This window comes from Methanoregula sp. (genome assembly GCA_041645435.1).
In the GTDB taxonomy this organism is placed as follows: Archaea; Halobacteriota; Methanomicrobia; order Methanomicrobiales; family Methanospirillaceae; genus Methanoregula.
The window spans coordinates 269377-293538 of record JBAZQB010000001.1 but is presented as its reverse complement, the minus strand read 5'-3'; the positions used below and the strand labels follow the sequence as shown (position 1 = coordinate 293538).

At 51.9% G+C, this 24162-nt stretch carries 25 protein-coding genes; 13 read left to right on the top strand and 12 right to left on the bottom strand.

The window, feature by feature from the left end; genetic code table 11:
- Position 1: 1 nt before the first annotated feature.
- Together WC593_01430 and WC593_01425 are read right to left on the bottom strand one after the other, a co-directional pair.
- The gene (locus WC593_01430; GenBank protein MFA4823798.1) at positions 2–790 is read right to left on the bottom strand and encodes a 2-amino-3,7-dideoxy-D-threo-hept-6-ulosonate synthase; all 789 of its coding nucleotides are present in this window, start codon (positions 788–790) and stop codon (positions 2–4) included.
- 340 nt (positions 791–1130) lie between these two features.
- Positions 1131–2045 carry a hypothetical protein gene (locus tag WC593_01425; protein ID MFA4823797.1) on the bottom strand — a complete coding sequence of 305 codons (915 nt, stop codon included), beginning with the start codon at positions 2043–2045 and terminating at the stop codon, positions 1131–1133.
- Between the two features lie 1017 nt (positions 2046–3062).
- Between WC593_01425 and WC593_01420 the strand changes: the two genes are divergently transcribed.
- Positions 3063–3332, top strand: coding sequence for a hypothetical protein (locus tag WC593_01420; GenBank protein MFA4823796.1), 270 nt, complete (start codon positions 3063–3065; stop codon positions 3330–3332).
- A 207-nt stretch (positions 3333–3539) separates the two neighbouring features.
- Here the strand turns inward: WC593_01420 and WC593_01415 are convergent, their stop codons facing one another.
- Positions 3540–3902, bottom strand: coding sequence for a hypothetical protein (locus WC593_01415; protein MFA4823795.1), 363 nt, complete (start codon positions 3900–3902; stop codon positions 3540–3542).
- A 1631-nt stretch (positions 3903–5533) separates the two neighbouring features.
- Here WC593_01415 and WC593_01410 point away from each other — a divergent pair.
- Positions 5534–5779 carry a winged helix-turn-helix domain-containing protein gene (locus WC593_01410; GenBank protein ID MFA4823794.1) on the top strand — a complete coding sequence of 82 codons (246 nt, stop codon included), beginning with the start codon at positions 5534–5536 and terminating at the stop codon, positions 5777–5779.
- A 262-nt stretch (positions 5780–6041) separates the two neighbouring features.
- On the opposite strand, the gene WC593_01405 is transcribed toward WC593_01410, so the two are convergent.
- The 3 genes from WC593_01405 to WC593_01395 all read right to left on the bottom strand — a co-directional run bounded on the left by WC593_01405 (position 6042) and on the right by WC593_01395 (position 8124).
- The gene (locus WC593_01405; GenBank protein MFA4823793.1) at positions 6042–6251 is read right to left on the bottom strand and encodes a hypothetical protein; all 210 of its coding nucleotides are present in this window, start codon (positions 6249–6251) and stop codon (positions 6042–6044) included.
- Complete coding sequence (locus WC593_01400; GenBank protein MFA4823792.1) at positions 6248–6685, bottom strand: hypothetical protein; 438 nt, start codon at positions 6683–6685, stop codon at positions 6248–6250. Before WC593_01400 ends, WC593_01405 begins: the two co-directional genes overlap by 4 nt.
- 296 nt (positions 6686–6981) lie before the next feature.
- Positions 6982–8124 (bottom strand): glycosyltransferase family 4 protein, encoded by a 1143-nt coding sequence (locus WC593_01395; GenBank protein MFA4823791.1) that lies wholly within the window; start codon positions 8122–8124, stop codon positions 6982–6984.
- 385 nt (positions 8125–8509) lie between these two features.
- Here WC593_01395 and WC593_01390 point away from each other — a divergent pair, with 385 nt between their 5' ends.
- Positions 8510–9331, top strand: coding sequence for a CPBP family intramembrane glutamic endopeptidase (locus WC593_01390; GenBank protein MFA4823790.1), 822 nt, complete (start codon positions 8510–8512; stop codon positions 9329–9331).
- A gap of 242 nt (positions 9332–9573) precedes the next feature.
- A complete protein-coding gene (locus WC593_01385; protein MFA4823789.1) occupies positions 9574–9753 on the top strand; it encodes a hypothetical protein in 180 nt (59 codons plus the stop codon).
- Between the two features lie 155 nt (positions 9754–9908).
- Here the strand turns inward: WC593_01385 and WC593_01380 are convergent, their stop codons facing one another.
- On the bottom strand, positions 9909–10379 hold the full coding sequence (locus WC593_01380; GenBank protein MFA4823788.1) for an OsmC family protein: 471 nt from the start codon (positions 10377–10379) through the stop codon (positions 9909–9911).
- Positions 10380–11059: 680 nt separating this feature from the next.
- On the opposite strand from WC593_01380, the gene WC593_01375 reads away from it, so the two are divergent.
- The 4 genes from WC593_01375 to WC593_01360 all read left to right on the top strand — a co-directional run bounded on the left by WC593_01375 (position 11060) and on the right by WC593_01360 (position 15045).
- The gene (locus WC593_01375; GenBank protein ID MFA4823787.1) at positions 11060–12064 is read left to right on the top strand and encodes a transcription initiation factor IIB; all 1005 of its coding nucleotides are present in this window, start codon (positions 11060–11062) and stop codon (positions 12062–12064) included.
- A 313-nt stretch (positions 12065–12377) separates the two neighbouring features.
- Positions 12378–12827: a hypothetical protein gene (locus WC593_01370; GenBank protein ID MFA4823786.1), complete on the top strand. Its 450-nt coding sequence runs from the start codon at positions 12378–12380 to the stop codon at positions 12825–12827.
- Entirely contained in the window at positions 12824–13954 is a 1131-nt protein-coding gene (locus tag WC593_01365) for a hypothetical protein (GenBank protein ID MFA4823785.1), read from the top strand. Before WC593_01370 ends, WC593_01365 begins: the two co-directional genes overlap by 4 nt.
- The gene (locus tag WC593_01360; GenBank protein ID MFA4823784.1) at positions 13954–15045 is read left to right on the top strand and encodes a DUF6159 family protein; all 1092 of its coding nucleotides are present in this window, start codon (positions 13954–13956) and stop codon (positions 15043–15045) included. Before WC593_01365 ends, WC593_01360 begins: the two co-directional genes overlap by 1 nt.
- Before the next feature lie 275 nt (positions 15046–15320).
- Here WC593_01360 and WC593_01355 read toward each other — a convergent pair whose 3' ends face one another.
- The 3 genes from WC593_01355 to WC593_01345 form a co-directional block, all read right to left on the bottom strand.
- Positions 15321–15473, bottom strand: a complete 153-nt coding sequence (locus WC593_01355; protein MFA4823783.1) for a hypothetical protein — start codon at positions 15471–15473, stop codon at positions 15321–15323.
- Positions 15474–15603: 130 nt separating this feature from the next.
- Positions 15604–15861 (bottom strand): hypothetical protein, encoded by a 258-nt coding sequence (locus tag WC593_01350; protein ID MFA4823782.1) that lies wholly within the window; start codon positions 15859–15861, stop codon positions 15604–15606.
- Between the two features lie 138 nt (positions 15862–15999).
- Positions 16000–18099, bottom strand: a complete 2100-nt coding sequence (locus WC593_01345; GenBank protein ID MFA4823781.1) for a C13 family peptidase — start codon at positions 18097–18099, stop codon at positions 16000–16002.
- Between the two features lie 258 nt (positions 18100–18357).
- Between WC593_01345 and WC593_01340 the strand changes: the two genes are divergently transcribed.
- Together WC593_01340 and WC593_01335 are read left to right on the top strand one after the other, a co-directional pair.
- Entirely contained in the window at positions 18358–18924 is a 567-nt protein-coding gene (locus tag WC593_01340; GenBank protein MFA4823780.1) for a hypothetical protein, read from the top strand.
- A 330-nt stretch (positions 18925–19254) separates the two neighbouring features.
- Positions 19255–19626 carry a hypothetical protein gene (locus WC593_01335; protein ID MFA4823779.1) on the top strand — a complete coding sequence of 124 codons (372 nt, stop codon included), beginning with the start codon at positions 19255–19257 and terminating at the stop codon, positions 19624–19626.
- 131 nt (positions 19627–19757) lie between these two features.
- On the opposite strand, the gene WC593_01330 is transcribed toward WC593_01335, so the two are convergent.
- A complete protein-coding gene (locus tag WC593_01330; protein MFA4823778.1) occupies positions 19758–20135 on the bottom strand; it encodes a hypothetical protein in 378 nt (125 codons plus the stop codon).
- Between the two features lie 151 nt (positions 20136–20286).
- Between WC593_01330 and WC593_01325 the strand changes: the two genes are divergently transcribed.
- Entirely contained in the window at positions 20287–21435 is a 1149-nt protein-coding gene (locus WC593_01325) for an inorganic phosphate transporter (protein MFA4823777.1), read from the top strand.
- Positions 21436–21441: 6 nt separating this feature from the next.
- Entirely contained in the window at positions 21442–22107 is a 666-nt protein-coding gene (locus WC593_01320) for a DUF47 family protein (GenBank protein MFA4823776.1), read from the top strand.
- Between the two features lie 25 nt (positions 22108–22132).
- Here WC593_01320 and WC593_01315 read toward each other — a convergent pair whose 3' ends face one another.
- Complete coding sequence (locus tag WC593_01315; protein MFA4823775.1) at positions 22133–22648, bottom strand: multiprotein bridging factor aMBF1; 516 nt, start codon at positions 22646–22648, stop codon at positions 22133–22135.
- Between the two features lie 189 nt (positions 22649–22837).
- Here WC593_01315 and WC593_01310 point away from each other — a divergent pair, with 189 nt between their 5' ends.
- A complete protein-coding gene (locus WC593_01310; GenBank protein MFA4823774.1) occupies positions 22838–24013 on the top strand; it encodes a proteasome-activating nucleotidase in 1176 nt (391 codons plus the stop codon).
- The last annotated feature ends 149 nt before the right edge of the window (positions 24014–24162 follow it).

Genomic DNA, 24162 nt, shown 5'->3' with positions numbered 1-24162 from the left:
ATCACTTCAGTATTTCCAGTGCTTCTTCAACACTCTTGTTCGCATGTACGATACAGGCAGCGGCCCGCACGAATTTGGCCGGGTTCTTGTGCTGGAAGGCGTTCCTCCCGATCGAGATACCGGCCGCCCCGCCTGCCATCGCCCCTTCAATCAGCTCAAGCGTTATGCGGTCATCCGTCTTTGAACCTCCGGCCACAACAACCGGCACCGGGCAGCCCCGCGTCACTTCGCGGAAGCTCTCCGGGTCACCGGTGTACACGGTCTTGACGATATCTGCGCCCAGCTCGGCTGCCACCCGGGCCGCGAGCTTGACCTGGTCGATGTCGTTTGCGATGCTGATGTTCTTGCCCCTCGGGTACATCATCGCAAGGAGCGGCATGCCCCACTCCATGCACTCCACCGCGACCATGCCGAGGTCGTGCAGCATCCTTTCTTCGGACTCCGCCCCGATGTTGACGTGCATCGAAACGCCGTCTGCCCCCATCTTTAAGGCATTGGTCACGGAATTCACCAGCACCTTGCTGTTCGGGTCCGGTGCAAGTTTCGTGCTTGCGGACAGGTGCAGGATCAGCCCCACATCCCGTCCGCCCTGCCGATGGCCGTGGAGCGCGAGCCCCACGTGGCCGATCACGCAGTTTGCCCCGCCGTCTGCCACCATGTTGACGGTCTGGCCCATATCGATCAGGCCCGCTATTGGTCCTTCCGAAACCCCGTGATCCATCGGTACGATGATGGTCTTTTTCGTATTGCGGTTCATGATTCTTTCCAGACGAATTTCCTTTCCTCTCATAGTGTAACAACAACTCCTCCCCCTGCCTTCGCGATTATTTTAACAGCGAACCAGAGGGCTTAACGATACCAATAATAAAAACCAAAAAAGCTAAAGCGATACCCTGCGGTATTTGCTTCAGACGGTTCAGAAACGGATGATGCAATGCAGCGGGCGGGTGACTGGCTAGTGGAGATAAAGACATTCACGGGCAAAAAAACCCTCATGAATGCTGTGGCACTCGTCCTGCATACTCTATTGTAGGATGCCGGGGGTATATAATTGTGTGTGCTAATGCTTAGCACGGTCCAACATAAGTGGAATGTTGATAAAATATTGCAGATTACATTTCCCTAATCCATTATATTTCAGATTTCCTCTTTTTTACTTGTAAATAATTGATAAATGCTGAACTAGCAATAAGCATAAACTGTGCGTCTTCTTGATCTACAGTTGGCATATTTTTAAGCGCATGCCTTATTCCTTCATCATCATTAGTCCAAGAATAAATTTTTTGAAAAGCTCCATTCAAATCTGGATGAACTTTGACACGGCCACTTCGTTGAATTATTTCAAGAGATTTTGTTAGAGTGGGAGTAGGTTCGTCACAAATTATTCTACATTGAGCTTCAACCGCTGAAATCGATTCTTTTATAGAATTTCTAAAATCTGGATTCTCTCGATTTGACAATATTATCAATGATTGCCTTAAATGGACTTGCACTTCCTCTGTAGAATTAGAAATAGCGGTTTTTATTTCTGTAATTTGTTCTTCAGAAATTATCGGTGAAATAAGATTCTCAATAAATCGATATTCAAGACCTTCTTTCTCCATTATTTTATTGCAATCATCCTGAAATACTTTTTTTCGTTCTATGTTTTTGTCATTCATCGATACAAATTCCAGAAAATCATAAACTTTCCACCAATTCCAATTGAAGACATCATTTCCGTAACTGAAAGTTGTCTCAAAATATTCTTTTTTTACTGCAATAAAAAAATCAGTGGACCCGTAAGGTCTTTCATCTACAATTTTCTTTAAAAAATCACACCAGATTGCATTAAATAAATTATGTAATTCATAACCAAATTTTCGAGCCTCTTGAATCTTAGCGATTCTATCGGTAGCTTTGCAATATTTGTTAGTGTTGTTTGGTGATTCTTGATAATTTTTAAAAAATACATTCCAAAGTAAGTTTCTTGACTCATCAGCAAGAGAGAGAGTTTGAACTAATTGTTTCGGTTTAAAATCGTATCTTTCAGAGAATGATGGCATTATAATATTATATGAAACAATTCGATCTAATTAATTCATTTGTAAACTTCAGCGTTTAATAAATTATGGAAAAATGATCACAGTCGGACATCGCACGAGGCAGATTATAATCACCTGGATTTTCCGGTAATTGATCCGCCGCGGGGCGCCCTCCGGGGCGGCGGTCGTTTATCGCAAATTTAATAGAATTAGAAGCCATTCATAGCCTTAATTGGAAACCTATGACCAAATTTATTACAAAAATTCTCGCTCCTTTTGTTGCTTTAATCGCAGTCATTATGTGTTTAATCGAAATAATATCCGCGATAAACCGAATTAAAACAGGATCGGAAATTGTAATTTTCGTTTCCAATACATCTTCATCAGCTGTTAAAACATACAACGTTTTTGCGAAATTGAGAGATGAATTTTATAGCCAAATTTTTCTATCAATCTTTGATTATCTCCCATTTTTACAGTATGTTCCTGGAGTTGTATGGGATTTAATAAGGGCCGCGATTTACTTGTATATCGCAATTTTTCTTATCAAATTAACTGCAGAATTATGATTTTGTTTTTGATTTCTACAAAAATGATTATCTTCCCATTCGCTCACCTATCTCATCGGGACTCGCTGAGTAGATTACCGGCACTAGGACTCACGCAGGGTGTCCTTATTCAGATATCCCGGTAGAGCGCCCTCACCAACAGCGATTCACGCCGTAGCCCCCGAAGGGACGCCCCCGCGACAATCTTTGCGCCAAACAAAAAGAAACCTCCCCCCCGCCGTGCCTCGAAGAGACCCTAAGGCAGGGAACCCTCGCAAGATAACGACCACCCTGAAAATTGTCCGGAACCAGAGTGGCCAAACCCCTTCCTCATCATGGCGGACCCCCCCCGTTCACGTTCACCCGGAGGGCTGATCCTCCGGCCCCTCATCCAAAAACTGCTGACCCCGCGTCCATGCAGATCCCATCCACTTTTTTAGGCCCCCGTCTCATCTCTGGACAACAATAGTTCTGCAGGAGAGCACTGGAAATGTCCCTTCCCGAAATGTCACCGCTTGCCCGGCTTATTTTCTTCATGGTCTTCCTTGCGATCGCAGGAAGCCTCGCCACCGGGGTGCACTGGTACGTCGTCGATCTCCCGCAGCAGCATATGCCGGCCCCGCAGAACGCCGGGCCGGCTGACATCCCGGGGAAGTGCCAGCAGACCTGCCGGTCGATGCACTGCATCGCCATGATCCCCGACCAGCCGCAGTGCGATGCGGGTTACGCTGCCTGCCTGGCCGGTTGCGGCAGGTACTGAACACCCGGGGGATCCCCCTCCCATATTTGCGCACTACGATCTCGAAAACTTGGCGCCCCTTTTCCCACCTCCTGCCCCTTCAAACGAAAAGAGGGATCGTCCGGCTACCTAACCGAAATTCCGCTGGCGGATATGAGGAATGCTTTTCTGGTATGGGTTGTAACGAGGGAGGATCTTTGCGATATGCCGGTGTGAAAACACTGCCCGTCAGACGGTGCGGTACCTGAGCGGGGATTGTGTAAGGATCTTTTCACCTTTCCGGTCTGTCTCAATGATGGATATTTTAACGTCAGCACCGTAGGGGATGGAAACCGGTAGTTCTGGTGCCATGATAACAAAATATCCCCGTTTGTTGAATTCAGCGGGAACGGGAAACCGGTAGTCTTTGGGATCGTCTTTGATGGTGATCTGCACGCAGTAATTCGGGCCTGCTCTCGGTATCAGCCCCTGGCCATCGACCCGCAGCGATTGATCGTGATACATTACCGCTTCAGGATCCGGCGTCTCCTGCAGTTTCCTTCTCTCGTAGAGGGCAATGATCCTTAACCCGTCGTTTTCCATCCGGCTCATGCAGTGTACTGAGCTGCCCGGTTTCTTGAATTGTATGAAAATGACCCGGATCAAAAACAGGGAAAACCCGTTCTTACAAAAAAATGCTTACACGATACTTCACGGAATCAAACACCCCGCAGCCCCCGGAGGGACGCCCCCGCGGGGGTTCTGGTGCCTGACAAAAAAAACCTCCCCGCCCCGCCGTGCCCCGGAGGGGCCATGAAGCGGGGAACTCTCGCAAGATAACAACCAACCCGGAAAATTTCCGGAAAAAAGGGGGGGTGGTACCCTGTCCAAAGTACGAGGGGGGGATACCCACCCCCCTCTCCAAAACCCGGGAGGGGGACCCCTCCCCCCCAGTCTTGCCAAAGACAGGGTACCACCCCCCCCATGCCGGCACCCGCATGACCCTCGCTTCGCGTAGAGTCCCGTCTGAAGAACAATTTACCGGTCCATCCCGGGAGGGGGGGAGGTACCCTGTCTAAAATTCGAGGGGGGGTATACCCACCCCCTGTCCAAAAAAAGAGGGGGGGACCCCCTACCCCCCTGTCTTGGCCAAGAGGGGGTACCTCCCCCCCTTGCCGGCATCTGCGTGATCAGCGGTTCGCATGGAACCTCCGTCTGATGACCCGGTTTTCGGGCCCGTATCCGGAGGGGGGGTGGGGGCCTGTCCCTCAGCATGATGGGGGGGACCCCCTCCCCTCCTCCAAAATATGAGGGGGGGTACCCTGCCTGCCCTACCCCCCCTCTTGCCCGGGACAGGGTACCACCCCCTCCTCGGTCTACAAAGGAGTTACGGCCGTCCGCGTATAGAGAGAAAATCGTTCGGAATGCTCATTTTCTCCGACGTAAATCCCGCGATACCCGTTTAAAAGGTCTAAAAACCCCTCCGGTTCCTGAAAATTTTCAGACACAGGTTAAACCTGCATCCCCTCATTTTTCACTATCCAAATACTGCTAATTAATGCCTCATGTTATCAGACGTAAAACTACCCAAAATCACATGAATTATTACCGCATTTTCCCGAATTATTACCTCTGTTTCCGGAAAAACAGGGAATCTGAGCCCGTATAGGGGTTATTTAGGGGGTACTCTGAAATCAGGGATCACTGATAAAATGCCGGTGTCTGGTGAAATCCCTGAGGTGTGACACTAGTCCAAGTCGAAAAAAGGTTACCACCACAGGAGGCTCTCCGGTTCTAGAAAATTTACAGACGCAGGTTAAAACCCGCATACTCTTAGTTTTCGTTGCCTAAATGCTGCTAATTATTACCTCATGTTTTCAGACGTAAAACTATCCAAAATCACCTGAATTATTACCGCATTTTCCCGAATTATTACCTTAGATTCCGGAAAAACAGGGAATCGGAGCCCGTATAGGGGTTATTTTAGAGGTACTCTAAAACCAGGGATCGCTGACAAAAAGCGGTGTCCGGTGAAGTCCCTTCGGAGCGACGAATCTCCACTTCGGGACAAGTAACTAAAGCCGGGGGTGGCCGCACTGGATTTTATTTTGTATCATATTTGTGCGATTTACTATCACCAGGCACCATTATAGTTATCGGCGGGCGAAGAGATAAAATTTGTTACACGTTCGTAACGAGTTTTCATACGTATATTTTTCCTTTATCCCTTAATGTACAATCTCGTGAGTTTTGTTACACGGGGGAGTGTGAGAAGAAAAGTGCTCAAGGGTCTTCTCAGGCCTAATACTCCCACAGAACTTGCGAAGACAGTTGGAGTTGCACGATCCGCAGTGAGCCGAACCATCCAGGCACTGGAGAAAGTGGGACTCGTGGAATGCCTGACGCCGGATGAAAAGATGGACCGGTATTACAGGATCACTGAGACCGGGAAGAAGGTTGCCGAGATTATTGAAGGAAAGGGAAAATAATTTCTCCGGGGATTTGATCTTCAACGGGACTTTCCCTCTCACCGCATAGGCCGCCCGTTTTTCCTGCATACCCGGGTTCCGCCCTTTTTTCTCATGTAGTGCCGTAGGTCATATCATTTGCCCGGCCCGTGCCGGAGTTTTTAACAGAAACAGGTGTTCCACGGATAATGCCGATAAGACGCTCCCGCTTATCGTTGAAAAAAGTGAGTTACTAAAAATAAAATAATGAAAAAAGTTAGAGAGGAAAAACCGGGAACAGCATTCACGGAGCAGGTATTTTTTTTCTCCGCTCCATGATGCTCTTGATAATTTTATCCGGGTCTTTATCCAGGATTTTTTTCCGGTCTTTTGTCCAGTCGCCGCTTCCTGTTTCATAGATCTGGAGGAACCGGATTGCATCGTCCGGGCCAAGCTTCTCTACCAGTACGTCAAGCCCCTCCTGCTGGATCTGGTGTAATGTTTTGGCACTCATAGTTTTTCCTCCTTCAACCAAGTGACCGGGTTTTCTATATATACCTGTATGTTCCGGTGCAACTTAAAAAATGTTATCAGTCCATCATCTGTAGTAAGAAGTACCGCACCAGCCCGTTCAGCACAGGCAATGTGGAGCGAGTCCATTGCATCACCGTCCAGGGAAATTAACTCGTGCATCCGGGAGATTATTGCCTCGTCAATAAGAATGGATTCTTTTGCCATGGATGCGATTTTTTCTACACGCAGCCGTTTCTGCATGTCAGGGATTTTTGAGAGTTCTTCGGTTATCGCTTCGCTGGTAACCAATGTATATTCCCGTGCTGCGCAGCGACGGATGATCTCCTGGACTGCGGTCACTTCAAGACGGATTCGTCCTATTGTCTGGTCATCAAACGGCCTGCACAGGCAACAGACGTCCATGTAAATTTTCATTTCATTCTCCTTTATTACTGTCTTCTAATATTTATCCGGATGTTCATTCTCTTATACTAGGGTAGCGGGGTGTGAAAATAATCTGAACATTTGTTCCGATTAGCTGCACCTTACCTGTCTGCATGTCGTGGGTTCCGCTTTCGTGATCTCAAAGAGTGCCGTCGGGTTCACGAATCTCATTGTTCGTGCCCCCAAACGATAACCGGCCCGGCCAGAGCCCCCGCCGCCGGCAGCGATGCAGATACAGGATTGAACGGGGACCGTAACGGTTCCGGGTCCCTCAAAAAAAGCAATTTTCATGAAACTATACGAGCATAGGTCTCTGTCAGTTTTCTGACAATCGGATCCCAGAGGAAGTAGCGATCCACTTTGGTTCTGCCACGTTTCCCAAAGGCTCCCGCGGTCTCCGGGTCATCCAGCATCATCTTGATTCCCCATGCGAGCGATTCGGGGTCAACATCCACTTTGACACCATTTACCAATGGGTCAATGTTCTCCGATAGTCCACCGACATTGGATGCAACAACACATCGTTCGGCACTCCATGCTTCCAGAAGCACAAGCCCGAAGGGTTCATTCCTGCTGGGAATGACAACGATATCAGCGGCGTTTAATAATCTTACATACTCAGAGTCCGGAATGTATCCGATGAAGTTGACCGGCAGGTTTTTTGCCCGATCCTGCAGGTACTGCCGCATATCCCCTTCCCCCGCTATAACGACCTGAACGTCCCGGTGGTGCTGGCAGATTTTCCCTACCGCGTCTATTAGCAGGTCCGGCCCTTTCTGCCAGACAAGCCTGCCGATAAACAGGAGGAGGGGCGTATAGGGATGTATTCCATACGATCTCTTCACTTCCCCCGGATCGATCAATGTCCGGAACTCACGGGGGACCACACCGTTCGGGATTACGTCGCATTTCTCATCAGGTATAGTGTATAACCCCATCACTTCATTTTTCAGGGATGCAGAAACTGCCGTAACCCGTTTGGCAATAAGTCCGCCATACCATTCTTTCGCGGATATTTCCTTAAATTCCCACCAGTCTCCGGACTGGTTGCCATTCCTCCCGTATTCGGTTGAGTGGAAGGTGAGGATTGTATTCCGGTCCTGCAGCGAGTGGAGAGCCTGGATCGTATGCCAGTCATGGAAATGGAGAACATCAAAGCGGCGGGGTGCATCATTGAGGTGAAACTGTTCCACCATCGAGGCGCTCATGCTGTCGCAATATTCAACTATGTTTTTTCCGGATGGCTGGCAATAGTGATAACTGACACCTTTTATCGTCTGATCGGGAATAGTTCCCCGCGTGAAGAAATGCACATCATGGTTTTGTTTTACTAACGTTTCTGCAAGAAGTGTCGCAGCCCTGGCAAGGCCGCCCACCCGTTCTGCATACATCGATTCCCAGCAGAAGAACGCTACCTTAAATGATTCCATACTGACTCTCTCCCCTCGTTCATAGCCGTCATTAGTTCGTCCCTTCCCTGATACTAAGGAGGTTATCCATGAGCGTCGAATCCGGTAAAAACCCCGGGGATTATTTTCAGACATACCAGAATACGTGTATGCCAATAAAAGACTATTCATGGTTAATGCAGCTGGCCGCAACAGGAGGAGAGCTAAAAAAAAGTGTATCTCCTCCCTGAGATCCCAACACAACAGTATCGACGGAGAATTAGGGGAATTTCCCGCCGCCCCTCCCCCCCACACTCCCCGGCGGCTCCCTCCGCCACCGGTCACAGCCGCCCGCACTGGGCGGCGAATGCCTTATGTTACCCTCCTGCATATTCACATGCATAGCGGATGGACCGGAGAAATTACGATGGACATTCGGATCTTATACAAACCAGCACAGTTCTTTCTGATCGCGTATGTCGTCACCTGGACCTTCTGGTTCGTTGAAGCATACCTCAACGGGCACGGAGGGGCTGAGGGGCTGCAGGGCTTCGTGATGTTCCTGGGGATGAGTGGTCCCATTGTCGCGGCACTCATCATGTTCTGGCGGACGAAGAGCCCGGAACTCTGGCGCGATTACAAGGACCGGCTGTTCAGCCTCCGGCGGATCGATCCGCGGACGCTTCCGGTCATCATCTTCCTGATGCCGGCTGTCATGTGCATTGCGATTGGGATCTCCCTCCTTTTCGGGAAATCTCCGGACCAGTTCACGATCCTGCTTGGCTCAGCCTTTGTGACTCTGCCAGGCCTCCTCGGCCTCTTCGCTGCGCCGGCAATGGAAGAAGCCGGGTGGCGGGGATACGGGGTTGACAGTCTCAGGAGCCGGTCCACGCTGTTTGTCACATCGCTCTCCTTTGGTATCCTCTGGGCTTTCTGGCACACGCCGCTCTTCTTTATCAATGGTTTCTATCACAACACGCTCCTTTCCAGCTGGCTGTATACGGCAAATTTCTTTGTAAGCGCCTTCGCGCTGGCATTCATCATTAACTGGCTGTACTACCGGAACAACCGGAGCGTGGTTGCCTGTTTCCTCTTCCACCTTTCAGCAAATATCGCGATGAGTTTTATTATGGCGGAGCAATTCACCAAGTGCATCATTACGGTGCTGCTGCTCCTGATCGCGGCTGCGATTGTCATCGGGGACCGGAGACTCTATTTTGAGAGAAATGCACCGTACCCGGTCCCATGAAAACCCATGAGTCATGCGTCAATAGGTGCCCGGAACCGGGCACCCGAGGCAGAAAGCCGGGAGAATCGGCATTACGTTCCTCGCCTTTTATCCTACAAGCAACGGATTCCGGTAGACATGACAACACTCTACCTGCTTCTTTTATATCCCTAGAGAAGATAAAATTCTGTGAGTTGAGAGACATGGAGACGGAAACATCTGAGCAGGATACGAAAAACTGTTGCGGGTCCGCAACTCACATGATGAAGCATATGTGTTGCCACGGATCGGGAGGCGCACTGTATGGACTGGGCTTCCTGGGGGCCCTCTGGTATTATCTCTCCACGGCAACAAGCCTGCTGGGGGGAATCCTGGGAGTCATTAAAGCGATTCTCTGGCCTGCTTTTCTGGTATATGGATTGTTAAAGTTCCTTGGCATGTGAAGCAGAAAAGGCACCTGAAATTTTAGTGTTGAACAACCAAATTTTGTGTTGATTGAATAGTCCAGAAAGGGGCTCGCCCCCACCGTCAGGTCAAATGGCACGTTTCACGGCTGTTCCTTCCTATAAATACCCTGCCGGGAATTGCCGGGGGCACGTCAGCCGGATGTTGTCCGGACAATCCGGTGTTCCGCGGTCACGTTCCCGACCTCGGCAAACATTGCAGCGATCGGGCAGAGACGGGTAAGGGTCTGGTCGATGATCGTTGACACAAGAGCCTCATCCACATCGGCCCGGAGCGTGATGGTCAGGTGCACATGATCGAAAAATGCAGGCATGGTCTTTTTGCGGGTCCCGTGGATGCCGATAGTCAGCTCCTCCGGGACAATGCCGTTGTCCGACAGCGCAAGGAGGATTTTCACACCAACGCAGCCGCCCAGCGAGCCGACCAGGTACTGGATGGGGTTGGGCACCTTCCCGTGCCCGCCCATACCGACCGGGGCTTCCATCGGGAAGGTGATCCCGGACGATGTGAGAGTGGTGAAAGCACCGTCACCATTGTACGTGACGGTCATGTCAACCGGTTTCCACTCCATCCTTGACTTGTCCCAGGGGATCTCCGCGCTCATGCTTACCGGTTGTCCCTGCTGCATAAGAAATCATGCGGGGAGGGACGTGGCGGGCGGGACTGACAGGGGGGTTGAAGGGTTTGTGGTTAAACAAATGATAATCACGAAACCGTTTCCCGTACAAAAAACCAGGCAGATGATCAGAACGGACTATTTTATCAAAAACAGGTATGTTATCTTCGCTGCGGCAATGGCGGCTGCCTGCCTCAACGTGTCGTAATCTGCCGCGGTACAGTTCCCCCTGAATACCTTAAATACGTCATATCGGGAACAGGGTATGAGGTAAATTATCTCAGGATTATTTTTACCGGGCTCGCTGATTGCCCTGCTCCGCATTTCTCCCGGCCTATTCCATCACACGAAGGCATATAACCTCACCCGGATAAGACACCACGACAAGTCCGGTGAATTTAACCGGACGGTAAACTGCTGACTGTTCCACTATCATTTTTGTACAGATTGTGAATCTATCAAAAACAAAATGGTCCCGTGACTCAAGAGATCGGCAGTGAAAGAAATGTCCTGCCCGGCCCGGTTCAACCCGCGGGAAGCGAAGTGGATTCCGGTAACCGGCGCAAATCCGCACAAATGTCCGCGTACTAAAAATTATATGCGGATATACCGGTTCAATGCAGCAGAAAGTACCAGGATAACCAGATCATTAAGTAAGGGAAATGCGAATGGCGGAAATTGAAAGATTAAAAGTCCTCCAGTCTGAACGGGAATCGTTTAAATCACGAACGAAACAGAATGAGCTGGAGAAGAAAGCAGAAAACCAGACCGAAACCACCTGCCCGGAGTGTGGCAGCCGCGTGCTGGTCCATGACCGTGAGCGGGCAGAACTGGTCTGCAAGAATTGCGGGCTTGTGCTCGATGACGAGTTCATTGACCGCGGTCCCGAGTGGCGTGCGTTTGACTCCGAACAGCGGAATAAACGGGCCCGTACCGGCGCACCGATGACCATGACGATCCACGATAAGGGTCTCTCCACGATGATCGACTGGCGCAACAAGGATTCCTATGGCAGGTCGATCTCTTCCAAGAACCGGGCCCAGCTGTACCGTCTCCGCAAATGGCAGCGCCGTATCCGTGTCAGCAATGCGACCGAGCGGAACCTTGCGTTCGCACTCTCGGAACTGGACCGGATGGCTTCCGCACTTGGCCTGCCGCGGAACATCCGCGAGAGCTCCGCCGTGGTCTACCGTGACGCCGTTGACAAGAACCTGATCCGCGGCCGGAGCATCGAAGGCGTTGCTGCAGCAGCGCTCTATGCCGCCTGCCGGCAGTGCAGCGTGCCCCGCACACTCGATGAGATTGCAGAAGTCTCCCGGGTATCGAGAAAAGAGATCGGCAGGACTTTCCGGTTCGTTTCCCGTGAGCTGAGTTTGAGGCTCCTGCCGACATCTCCGATGGACTATGTGCCCCGGTTCTGTTCGGGCCTCACCCTCAAAGGAGAAGTCCAGAGCCGGACCATCGAGATCCTCCGGCTGGCTACAGAACAGGAACTGACGAGCGGCAAGGGGCCGACCGGTGTCGCGGCAGCAGCGATCTACATCGCCTCCATCCTTGGCGGAGAACGGCGTACGCAGCGCGAAGTGGCGGAAGTTGCGGGCGTGACCGAGGTCACCATACGGAACCGGTACAAGGAACTTGCAGAAAAACTCAATATCGAGATCATTCTCTGATTAAGGTCCTGGTAATACTTTAGATCCACGGGGGGGCACCGATATTCAGTTATATCATTAGAGCGCCCTCATTTTTCAACAAAGATAAACGCCGCCACCCCCGAAGGGATGCCCCCCCGGCGGTTCTGGTGCCTGATAAAAATGTAACCTCCCTGCCCCGCCATGCCTTGAAGGTGTCCTGGGGCCGGGAACCCTCGCGAGATCACAAACCCTCTGAGAATTTTCCGGAAAGGGGGTGAGGGTAAGATGGCATACTACATCAGCCAACAAAACATACGAAATTTTTATATTGTAAATGTCCATACATTTACACATGTTCCTGCCAATGAACGAGAAACAGTTCGGGTTCTGGAAGATGCGGCGCAGCGGGATGTCGAACATCTCCATCGCAAACCTTGTCGGGATAACAAGACAAGGTGTATCACAGGCACTCCTCGTGATGGACGAGAAGATTGAATGCTCGCTGCGGGAGATGGCACACGCAAACCGGATCCAGGTTGAGAAGATCGATGTGGGACGTGGGGTACTTTTCGGCAAATCCATCCCGTTCCAGACCGCGGCGTTCATCTTTGTCTCAGAAAAGCACGGCATGCAGGTCTGGTACGAGCATGACGGCGACTGTAAGTCCTGCGATGAATTCACCCAGTGTATCGAATTCATCTGGGATTTCGCTTCAGAACTCGGGATCAAAATTGAGAAAACTGCCGAACCGACAAAAATGGCTGAAGAATTACTCACAAAAATCAGGGAGAGTCTAACATGACCCGGGTATCGGAAATTGTTGAACACTGGTTCGGCCTGTGCCGGAAAGCACCGGCAGTACATGCCCTGAAGACAGGTTTTAGTTTCCCGCCGGAACCTGCCTGCGAAGGGCAACCTGACGGGGGGGGCGGCGGATCGGGATCTATTCGCCGGGGAATCGGATCTGCCCTCTCTGGCATGAGGACACTGAACCGGAACCGGCAGCTCCTCTGGTTTACGCTCCTTGCCGGGCTTGTGCTGGCGGGAACCACCATCGGCCAGGGGGCACTTGGCTACATCACCTGGACCATGCAACCGTATATTGGTGAAACCGAATGGGTTGTCCTGAACTTTATCATCGAGTTCGCAACACTGTTCTGCATGGTGTTCCTACTGACAGGCATTGTCCTGAGCATCTCGTCAAAGAAAGAAGGTTATGCGTCGTTCTTTGAAGGACTTACCGGGGCAAAAAAATACATAAAAGCAATCTTTGTGTGGTCTGTTGTTCTGGCACTCGCAGGCATGCTGCTCTTCAGTATTTACTTTTATTCTTACGATTGGTTGCCGCGTAATCACCTGTTCCTCAATATCTTGGGAACCCTCAATGGATGGGTCGACCTGCTTGTGGAGTATCCCTTCAACCCGACGCTCACCCACATATTTTCCGACCCCTCACGCTATGGGGGACTCTCGCTGACATCCTGGATATATCCATCCGGGATCATACAGGCCCTGACCTTTTCGGCCATCAATCTGCTCCTGTTTATCCTGACCCCGTTTGTCGTGCCCTTTATCGCTATCGAGCAGAAGACCCTCCGTGACGCAGTGATGGGATCGTTTGCCATGATGAAAAAGACCTGGATTGAGGCAGCTTCCTGCATCGTCTTCCTTTTAGTTGTTGCATTTGGTGTGTTCCTTACGTACCTGCTCGTCCAGGCTGCATCCGGGATGGTCACACCAGACGAGGTTGTCACGATACGCCCGGAAAATACATGGATTGCTCTTGCTCTCGTGTATGATATTGCATTGTTCTGTTTTGCGATTGTAATGGCAACGGTCGGGGGGATTGCCGCTCTGGACCTCTACACATCGGCAAAAAGCAGGCAGATCGCCGCTGAATCCACTGAACCAACAGGGGTTGTGATCTGATGCGTCTCATCTCCGGAATCGCTGGCCAGTGGCTGGGGTTGTGCCGGAAACCCCCGTTGGTCCATGCCTCGCAGGCAGATAGTGTTAACCTGCCTGAACCCGCCCATGAGGGACTTCCCGATGGCGGGGGTGGAGGATCGGGAACTATTCGCCGGGGAATCGGATCTGCCCTCTCTGGCATGAGGACACTGAACCAGAACCGGCAGCTCCTCTGGTTTACGCTCCTCGCCGGGCTTGTGCTGGCGGGAAACACCATCGGCCAGGGTGCCATCTGCTACATCGACTGGATCATGTCTGATGGAATTATACCGCTTGTCCTGCGCTTTTTAATCGAGTTCGCAACACTGTTCTGCCTGGTGTTCTTACTCGCGGGCCTTGTCTTAAGCATCTCTTCAAAGAAAAAAAATTCTGCCTCGTTTTTTGTGGAGCTTGCAGGGGCAAAAAAATACTTAAAAGCAATCTTCCTGTGGTCTTTTGTTCTGGCACTCGCAGGCATGCTGCTCAACAGGATTTTCTTTTATCCCGGCGGGTTCTTCTGGCCTTTCAGTTCTTTCCTTCTCAGCCCGCTCCTCCAGTTTCCCTTCACCCTGAACCTCAATCCGAGCACCTTTGCCGAGATTCCGGGCTATGGAGGACGAACGCCGCTGTTTTGGACATATCCCTATGGGTTTATGGACGCCCTGACCTTTTCGGCGATCAATCTGCTCCTGTTCATCCTGACCGCGTTTGTCGTGCCCTTTATCGTTCTCGAGCAAAAGACCCTCAGGGAGGCAGTCGGGGGATCGTTTGCCATGATGAAAAAGACCTGGGTTGAGGTAGCTGCCTGCGCTGTCTTCCTTGGCGTTGTCGTATCCGGTGTGTTCCTTACGTACCTGCTTGTCCAGGCAGCGCACGGGATGGTCACACCACCGGATCTTCTCTACGCCATTCCCACCGGCCCGTGGATTGCTCTTGGCCTCCTCTATTATCTCGCACTGTTCAGCGTTGCGTTTGTGGTGGCAACGGTTGGAGGGATTGCAGCGCTGGATCTTTACACCACTGCAAAGACCGGGCACATGCCCGAATCTGCTGAAACGGAACCCCACGCATAACTTTTTTTAAATCCCTGTTTCAATCCCTGCCCCGCCATGTCTCTGACAGGCCCTGACGCAGGGAAGAATCAGGATAAAAAATGTTTTTTAAAATTGTGAAAAATGTGAGAATTGGTTCAGACCCGGGCATCGATCACAAGCATAAGGAGCGATACTCCTAATGAAAACCCGTAGTACGTTTCATGAGGCTGTTCATTAGGAAAAAAGTATTAAAACATCTCGAAATATTCACGAGAGTCTCATCTGCGATCTTTTCAGCCGTTAATAACTTCAGATCATTTTGATCTGATGGGAAATCCTTTCATTTTCGTTGGCTCGCTTTTGACCTCGCTGCGGGAATGGGTTCTTGCTTCCGGGATCGCCTTTACCACAATCTTGTCATAGCGGAGAGGACAGGTACCAACCCGGGATAATTCTCTCTGTACCATAAGACACTGTGCAAAAGACCCCCCAAGAGAATGGATGTATTGATCGCAGTGATTTCCTTCACAGAACTCCTCAAGCATATACCGAAATGAGACCGGTGAGTGTATAAACTAATGCCTGGCATAATTTCCATCAGGTTTCTTCGACAGGGAGGTTGGGGGCAATGCCGGTCTCAATGCCGGGCTCAGGAAAGACGAGATCATCGCGATCATCAGCACCATGACCCGTTATACCGGGTTTCCGGCAACCCCCGACGCCCATTTTACCGCACAGGAAGTGTTCATGGAACGAGGTTGTAGAGATCCCGCCACTGCCTGTATCAGCTATGGATTGCCCTTGCACCCTTATTGTACATCCTGGCGGTAATTTCTGCGGAACGGTTCGGGACATGCTCCTGTTTCTCAAGTGACCGGTGATGTAAACAACCGGGCGCGTGGGCTTGTTTCAAGACCCCGGAATCTGCCCGGATACCTGCAGTGACGGTGAACATTCCCAACCACTCGCGCCGGTGATGAGAAAAGTCCCGGTTCAGGGTTTCAGGAACTCCATAACCGGTGTATCCATGTTGAAATTTCCCGTACTAATCATGCGGACATGCGAGCCGGTCACTTTCGTGTACACCGCAGGATAGACTTGCCGGAACGTGATATTGCCGTTTGCCCGGAGTGTGCTGATAACGCCAGAGGTGAACTCGTCCGAGAGCCACTGTTTGATATCCATATCATAGACCGCCCCGAGTGAGGGCTCGTTTTTGGCTGCCCCGGTCAGGTACAGGATACCCGGTGCTGTAATGTTGGTGGCAATACTCTCTCCAAAACAGGTATCAACGAAAAAGGCCATCTGCCGGTACTGATGGTTCTTCTCCATCGAATCCGTGAGGGCAGTAAAATCTTCCGTGGTCAGTACCGAATTACCGGTCCCGAATACAATCTCTCCCGGAGCACCGTGACTCGCAATGTACACGAATACATCGGTGCCGGCATCGCTCTCCAGCACAACCGGATTGGATGTAGTCCTGGTACCGGTAAGGACGTTTCTGAACGTGGCAGCGGTTATGTTTGCACCGGAGTAATCCACCTGCGCTTTGGACCTGATATTCTGTCCTTTGGGGACATTGTGGATGTCTCCTTTCAGGGGATTTTCCGGGACGGTGGGGACATCGTCGTATACCATGAGGATGATGTTGTTGTCGTCAACCCCATTCTGGCGGAGCAGGGTATAGACGGTCAGGGCATCGGCCTGGTGCCGGTAATTTTTCCATCCCCGCGAAGGGCCGACGATCACTGCCTTAAAATTCGTTCTCTCATCGGGAGCACTATAGGTCCCGGCAAGGGTTGACGAAGAGGACATGAGCCCGGCCGATGCTCGGGACTGCCCGACAGATTCGCCGCCGGTTTTCTCCATGACGGTGGTGTTTTGTGAATTGATGACGCCGACGGTCCGGAAAGTGCCGTTGTTCACCTGCCATTGGGCGTAATACGAGGCGATGGGGTCTACGCCCAGGACTTCATCGTACTCCAGGCCGCCGCTTGCGCCGGTGATCCAGGGCATAGGCCCGTGCAGGGTATCCTCAAGCGCCGTGCGGACTCCCGGTGCGTCCCAGCCGGTGACCGTGGCCTCGCCGTACACCACCTGCCGGATCGAGTCCGCAAGTGACTCGAAAGGGGCCCTCTCCTGGCGGGCTTCAGTAAACGCCGCGATCAGGAGGGCATCATAGGTAGGCGCCGCGAAATCGGCCGGGCGCTGCCCGAACTTTTTCTCGTATGCGTCAGTGAATCCGGTTGACGGGTCAGCCGTGGGATTGGTGCCTTCGAGCCCCTCAGCAGCAGCACCGAGCGAACTGATCAGGACCGGCGTGGCTGCAGCATCGGTGAGGAACAGTTTTGTCCTGCTTCCGGACCGGTCGATCGCCCGCTTGATCGTTGCAGCGTCTTGCGGCCCGGCAGCTGCAACAATATAATCCGGTCCCGTCTTCAGGGCATCAAGAACATCAGAGTCGAGCGTGGGCGACCCCGCGTCGAACTGCCGGATGAAGGGGACATCGATGCCGTATTCGGTTGCAAAGAACCCGGTCCAGTCATAGAACGTCTGCCCGTACGTGCTGTTCTCCGTGAGGAGTGCTACTTTTGTCACCCCATTTCCTTTCAGGATCGTGAGGATGACCTTCACCTGGGCCGCATCGCCCTGCACCGTCCGCCAGACATACCCGTTCTTTCCAAACGCCCTCAGGATATCACCGGATGTCGCGGTCGGACTGATCAAAACTTTCTTTTTTGTGATGAATGAGGGCGCTATCGCGTACATTTCGTCGCTGGCCGTGGGCCCGATGACGATCCGGATGGAATCATCGTTTAAGAGTTCCTGTGCCAGTTGCGTTATATTGCCGGACCCCGTGTCCTTGTACACGAGTTCGACCGGCCTTCCCGCGATCCCGCCCTGGCTGTTGATGGTGTCCTTTGCCCATTCGAGCGGTTCCTTATATTCTACATCCCCGGTCAGGGCAAGGAGGACGCCGATACGGACCGGCGTGTTCGTGTGGATAACCGTGTACCCAATCCATGCGCCGGCGGCAAGGAAAACAAGGATAAGAGCGATGAGCCCGAGCGTTTTCTTGTTTATGGATATCACCTCTGTACCGTAGGACCGGGTATTCCCGGGTGAGTGCCGGTTTCAGGTTTGTGTAATCAGAGTTGGGAAAACGGCATGATAAGGATGGTTATCCGGAAACCGGCAGTCCCGCATCCATCTCCTCTGGCTGTTTCTCCCGGCCACCCATTCTCAATACTCCCACCCACTCACACTATCCTATTAGTCATGTTGGCTTCCGGCCCCTCCCGAAACCACCTCCTTACTATAACATGTCAGGGAACCAGTAGTGTTTTGTATGTGCAGTCTGATGCAAGAATCAAATTTCCCGGGTATGAACCCGATCACCAGGAGAAACTGATTACTGTTATGGAACTTTCAGGAACAGGTGGATCAGAAGACCGGATAGCGTCACTTGAACAGAAATTAACGGAGATGGAAGCGCTGGTCAAGGGACTGATCGCAGAGCTGCTCGACTTAAAGGCGCTCGCCATGACCATGTCCCGGGAGGCCGACGAATACAACCGTCAGGAGCTTAAGCGGGGATCGATTGTGCAGGGCAACACATCTCCCGTCATGTCTACACCCTCATCACCGTTCATCACAACCTCCTCTGAGGGCAGTACGGTTATCCATTCACGGGGCACACACCAGCCCGATGTCCCGGTCGCTCCGGCAGAGCCCGAGATGGTCCGGATCATGCAGTCCGATGGCACGATGAAGATGGAGCCCCGGTACGGGGAAGCGAAACATATTGACTCCTCCGGGGGATATGGGCGCAACCGGAAAGACACTGCTGCGAGCAGCAAGCAGGCTCCCCTGATCTACGCTGCCGAGAAAGACAAGTCAGACCGTGCAAAGGTGTAAGTCACCTCAGGGGGGATGGGGACAATTACCCTTGCGGGCAGTTCCATGAATAATTAATAGGATTACTTAAGCGGTCTTTGACCCATAATCCACATTCGCGTCTCTTTTTCAACATCCAACTGAGGGGGTGGGTGCCCCTCATCAGCATGAGGGGGTGAGTCCCTACCCACGGTCCGGGCACAAGAGAGATACCCCCTCCTTTGTTATTCTTTCCCGGAAGGTGATCCTGGAAAAGCCGGGATCATACCCACTACTGCGGACAGACCAGTAATAACAAATAGCGTGGCGGGATAATCTGATAGCTGAACAACATAACAAAGAGATTGAACGATGAAAAAAACTGCCCTTGTTCTCACGCTCATCGTCGCGGCGGTATTTCTTGCGGGATGCACTACAACCACAACTGCCGGCCAGGAGATCGCACGGGACACGATCCGGGCCCACTATGAATATCAGGACAGCTGGTCTGTCGGCCTCGGATGCTACGGTAAAGTCTCCGGGTATGCCTACAATGCGGGCAACACAACGATGGATAACGTGGCGGTGAACTTCAACCTTATCAATACCCAGACCGGGACCATACGCGATTCGCGATCCGTATTCATAGGCACCATGCAGGGTGGGCAGTCGAACATGTTCGAGACGGTTCTCGACGGTGAATGCACGCAGGGTTACCGGGTCGCTGGAACCATCATACGATAACCCCTCCCGGGAATTTTCTTTTTTTCAGGTTACGGCATATCGGTTCCGGGGAATTGCTTACCAACATCAGAGAAGCGATAGAACGGATACTTGATGCGCTTGTCTTCACGGTTCCTTGTCGCGTGAGATGACTATTCGAATAAAAACCGTTGTCTCATAAGGGTAATCAGATCACTGAGATCCCTGCACCGGCAGAGTTCTTCGGTACTGATAAGAACTGACAGTTCCGTTCCTTTCTGGATAAGCACAACCGGATAGGTCATCTGGGAGTGCCCGGATCCAAACTCCGCGATGAACTCACCCCTTTCCAGTGTGCGTGACGGGATCTCCAGATCTTTTAAAAATCGTTTCCACTCCTTCTTCATCCCCACCGGGCTGTGGGTGATTGAACTGATAGTGAAGGTCCCCGCTCTGGAAGCCCCTACCTTACCGGTAGAAAAGTCCTTGAGTGATGGCAACACCCCGCTATCGGTATTATCCACAATAAGAAGGGTTTCCGATCCCTGCATATACGATTCCTCTCGCATTTTCACTTCTTATATTTTGGGATACCTGCAATCAGAGACATCCCATGGTGGGAGATAACATATCCCCAATATTATCCACAAGCGGGGTTTTCTCATTCTGCTCGTTAATAACCGACAGCATCCTGTTCCCTGCATGATGGATCATCAGAACCTGCAGAAACCGGCATCATGTTTTTATGAACAGAAATACGATACAGCGCTGTGCCTGTTGCCGGGAAATTTTCCTGCCGCAGACTTGGTGCCCGGTATTTTTATGTTTGAGATCGCCATAATCACGGTCATACTCGCACTGGCGTTCACGTTTACCAACGGGTTCCAGGATGCCAGTTCCATTGCCGCGACATTCATCGCATCGCGTTCAGCAACCCCGAAAACAGGGATCATCTTTATTGCCGGAGTCTCATTTCTGGGAGCAATCCTTGGGGGGAGTGCAGTGGCCTTCACGATAACCGGCCTGCTGATCCTGCCATCATCCGACCAGTTGATGCTCGTCCTCCTGGTTGCCCTCCTGACAGCAACATTATGGAATATCATCTCATGGAAATTCGGTCTTCCCGCATCTTCCACGCATTCCCTTATCGGGGGGCTTGTTGGGGGCGGTATCGCTGCGGCTGGTATCGGAGGCGTTTTCTGGGGATTTCATGAACTGGTCACCCCTCCCTATGCATGTACAGGTCTGGTGAAGATCCTCTTATTTTTCGGCATCTCGATCCTGATCGGGTTTGCCGGGAGTTACCTGATGCACAAAACCACGGCCCTGCTGTTGCGCAATGCACAACGGAAGGCAAACAAATCGATTGTTCACCTTAACTGGTGCGCTGCTGCCGTCATGGCGTTTTCGAACGGGGCGAACGATTCCCAGAAACAACTGGGTATCATTGCTCTTGCGCTGTTCGCGGCCGGACTGTCCGCTGCTGCTGACGTGCCGTTATGGGCCCGGATTGCCTGTGCCCTCCTGCTCGGGCTCGGCACCATCAGCGGGGGGTGGCGTATCATGAACACGCTGGGACGCAGGATCTTCAGGATAGAACCCATCCATTCCTTTGATTCGCAGTTCTTCTCGTCAGCTTCCCTTGCGCTTTCCACGCTTGCTGGCGCCCCTGTCTCATCCACGCAGGTCATTACCATGTCCGTCATCGGTGTCGGTGCGGCTGAAAATCCCCGGAAAGTGAAGTGGTCGGTCGGGACGCATATCCTGATCGCTATGATAATTACCATCCCGGTCACTATGCTGATATCTGCCGTCTTGTACCGGATAATTTCCCCTTTTGCGGGAGTGTGATTTCCTATGGTTAACCATGAACAGAATCCTGGAAAAAAACCGCAACCGGAACGCAGACAGGGTATCCTGTCAGCCATTTTTCCCCGCGAGTATGATTTTGAATTCATGCTCGCCCACCAGTCCGACCGGACTGCTGAGGGTGTACAGGCATTTGTGGTGTGGCTCGAAACCGTACCTCTTAACAATCCTCATGAACTCGAACGGTTTGAAAATGAGGTGGACCACATGCGCCATGAGATGGAGGACAAGCTTATCCGCTCCTTTTCCACGCCCTTCGATCGCCAGGATATTTACAGCATCTCCCGCGAGATGGATTACATCCTCAACTATGCAAAAGAGACGGCAAAAGAGATGTACGCATTTGGTGTAATGCCGGATACACCCATTCGTGTGATGGCAAAACACCTTCTGGACGGTACGAGGTGCATATCCCGGGGCATCAAACAGTTGAATGCCGATAAGGACGCGGTTGAAGAAGAGATCCGCCATGCCCGGGATACGTACAACCAGATGGAAGAGTTGTATATCGCCAGCATGGCTGAGTTGTTCAGGACAGATGATGCGATGAATGCCCTGCGGACACGGGAGATCTATCATCACCTGCGGGATGCAGGACGGGCAATGCGGGATACCCTGGATACCCTGCACAATGCGGTCATCGATCTGGCCTAAAAAGGGATAGGAAAAACAGGTATTGTTACTTTTTTACTTTCCGGATAATGGTAACATCGCCAAGGGTAGGGGTGAGTTTACCCGGTACTTTTTTCTCAGTTTCCGAATCTGCCGGGGTATCGATCAGACGTATGCTCAAAACCTTCTCGAGTTTTTTCCGCACATCATCTTCCGGGATCAGCTCGGCATTCTCGATCTTCCGGATCAGGTGTTCCTTCTCTTTCATCTGCATGGCAAGATCTTTCTGGGAGAGGCCTTTTTCCATCCGTGCAGTCCGGATCCGGACTGCATAGTCCTCGACCACTTCGCCTTCCATGAAATCAAACATATCCCGCTTGTGCCAGGTTGGGGCGGGGGCACCGCCCGCTGGCGAGCCGGGCTTTGCCGGGGCTCGGGCTGGACTGGGAATACCCGTCCGCCGGACCTGCTGCACCTCGGTGCCGAACTTCTCGCACTTGGAGCATACCAGAAGTTCGGCTCCCTCGACACGGACTAACTTTGGGGCGCCGCGTACCGTTTCTCCGCACATTTCGCACTGCATAATCTCACAAACACTTTATACCCAATTTCCCTATATACCTAATTGAGATACGAGATGGGCGACATCCTCCATCAACCCACGGACCCCCAGACGCCGGAAGAGCTGTACCGACTGTACCGTACGCTCACCGAACAGCTCCGGGAACAATTGGGCCAGATAGAGAACGACAAGCACGAGCTTGAAGTCCAGATGATGGAGCGGGTAGGTAACCTTGAATCACGGAACCTTGAACTCCGCGAGCAGCTGCGCCAGACTGAGGCTGACAAGCGGTATATCGAGACCCAGAAGATCCGGTACGAACGCGAGGTGCGGAAGCTCAAAAGCGAGAGCGAACAGCTCCGGAGCCCCCCGCTTATCATCGGGACGGTTACCGATGTGGTCGATTCCACGCGGGTGATCGTGCGGAGCAGTGCAGGCCCCCGCTTCATGGTGCGGAGTTCTCCTTCGATAAGTGCCGAGGATCTTAAGCCCGGTGTGCGGTGCACGCTCAACCAGCAGTCGCTTGCCATTGTCGAACTTCTGCCCAACAGTTTCGATGCACAGGTCTATGGCATGGAACTGGTGGATTCCCCCGCAGAGACGTATGCTGATATCGGCGGGTTGCAGGACCAGATCAACGAGATCCGGGAAGCCGTGGAACTCCCGCTCAAACGCCCGGAATTATTCCGTCAGATTGGGATTGAACCACCCAAGGGGGTCTTACTCCATGGCCCCCCGGGCACGGGAAAGACCCTGCTGGCAAAAGCTGTCGCCCATGAGACCAACGCCCATTTCATGCGGGTGGTAGGTTCGGAGCTGGTCCAGAAATATATCGGGGAAGGTGCCCGGCTGGTACGTGAGCTCTTCGACCTTGCCAAGAAGAAAGCCCCGACCATCATCTTCATCGATGAGATCGATGCGGTGGGTGCGTCCCGCACAGAAGCAAATACTTCCGGCGATCGCGAAGTGCAGCGGACGCTCATGCAGCTGCTGGCCGGCATGGACGGATTCGAGAACCGGGGCGATGTGAAGATCATCGGTGCAACGAACCGTATCGATATTCTCGATAAGGCACTGCTCCGGCCCGGCAGGTTTGACCGGATCATCGAGATCCCGTTGCCCGACATTGACGGCAGACTCTCGATCTTAAAGGTGCACAGCCGCTCCCTTGCGGTAGCCGATGATGTCAATCTCAAGGAAGTTGCCCAGATCACCGAAGGAAGGAACGGTGCTGACCTGTACGCGATCTGCATGGAGGCCGGTATGTTTGCCATAAGGAAGGAACGTTCGTCCATCACGCAGGAAGATTTCCGTGCAGCAGTCGCAAAAGTCACTCTTGACTTCACCCGCGGCCCGGTCGATGTCGAAGGCGAGATGTTTGCTTAACGGCAAATAATTCTTCTTTTTTTCTGTTTTTAAACCTTGAATTGGTGAATCCTTCACCGGTATGTAATCTCATAATACTCTCACCCGTTTAGAATCATTCAACAGGAAAATACAGGAAAAAACTCAATATCTTTATTCTAATCACCCCT

Bases quoted from the DNA above. Each gene is read 5' to 3' on its own strand.
- WC593_01430 (MFA4823798.1), bottom strand. From the start codon at position 790: ATGAGAGGAAAGGAAATTCGTCTGGAAAGAATCATGAACCGCAATACG.
- WC593_01425 (MFA4823797.1), bottom strand. From the start codon at position 2,045: ATGCCATCATTCTCTGAAAGATACGATTTTAAACCGAAACAATTAGTT.
- WC593_01420 (MFA4823796.1), top strand. From the start codon at position 3,063: ATGTCCCTTCCCGAAATGTCACCGCTTGCCCGGCTTATTTTCTTCATG.
- WC593_01415 (MFA4823795.1), bottom strand. From the start codon at position 3,902: ATGAGCCGGATGGAAAACGACGGGTTAAGGATCATTGCCCTCTACGAG.
- WC593_01405 (MFA4823793.1), bottom strand. From the start codon at position 6,251: ATGAGTGCCAAAACATTACACCAGATCCAGCAGGAGGGGCTTGACGTA.
- WC593_01400 (MFA4823792.1), bottom strand. From the start codon at position 6,685: ATGAAAATTTACATGGACGTCTGTTGCCTGTGCAGGCCGTTTGATGAC.
- WC593_01395 (MFA4823791.1), bottom strand. From the start codon at position 8,124: ATGGAATCATTTAAGGTAGCGTTCTTCTGCTGGGAATCGATGTATGCA.
- WC593_01390 (MFA4823790.1), top strand. From the start codon at position 8,510: ATGGACATTCGGATCTTATACAAACCAGCACAGTTCTTTCTGATCGCG.
- WC593_01385 (MFA4823789.1), top strand. From the start codon at position 9,574: ATGAAGCATATGTGTTGCCACGGATCGGGAGGCGCACTGTATGGACTG.
- WC593_01380 (MFA4823788.1), bottom strand. From the start codon at position 10,379: ATGAGCGCGGAGATCCCCTGGGACAAGTCAAGGATGGAGTGGAAACCG.
- WC593_01375 (MFA4823787.1), top strand. From the start codon at position 11,060: ATGGCGGAAATTGAAAGATTAAAAGTCCTCCAGTCTGAACGGGAATCG.
- WC593_01370 (MFA4823786.1), top strand. From the start codon at position 12,378: ATGTTCCTGCCAATGAACGAGAAACAGTTCGGGTTCTGGAAGATGCGG.
- WC593_01365 (MFA4823785.1), top strand. From the start codon at position 12,824: ATGACCCGGGTATCGGAAATTGTTGAACACTGGTTCGGCCTGTGCCGG.
- WC593_01360 (MFA4823784.1), top strand. From the start codon at position 13,954: ATGCGTCTCATCTCCGGAATCGCTGGCCAGTGGCTGGGGTTGTGCCGG.
- WC593_01355 (MFA4823783.1), bottom strand. From the start codon at position 15,473: ATGGTACAGAGAGAATTATCCCGGGTTGGTACCTGTCCTCTCCGCTAT.
- WC593_01350 (MFA4823782.1), bottom strand. From the start codon at position 15,861: ATGTCCCGAACCGTTCCGCAGAAATTACCGCCAGGATGTACAATAAGG.
- WC593_01335 (MFA4823779.1), top strand. From the start codon at position 19,255: ATGAAAAAAACTGCCCTTGTTCTCACGCTCATCGTCGCGGCGGTATTT.
- WC593_01330 (MFA4823778.1), bottom strand. From the start codon at position 20,135: ATGCAGGGATCGGAAACCCTTCTTATTGTGGATAATACCGATAGCGGG.
- WC593_01325 (MFA4823777.1), top strand. From the start codon at position 20,287: ATGATGGATCATCAGAACCTGCAGAAACCGGCATCATGTTTTTATGAA.
- WC593_01320 (MFA4823776.1), top strand. From the start codon at position 21,442: ATGGTTAACCATGAACAGAATCCTGGAAAAAAACCGCAACCGGAACGC.
- WC593_01315 (MFA4823775.1), bottom strand. From the start codon at position 22,648: ATGCAGTGCGAAATGTGCGGAGAAACGGTACGCGGCGCCCCAAAGTTA.
- WC593_01310 (MFA4823774.1), top strand. From the start codon at position 22,838: ATGATGGAGCGGGTAGGTAACCTTGAATCACGGAACCTTGAACTCCGC.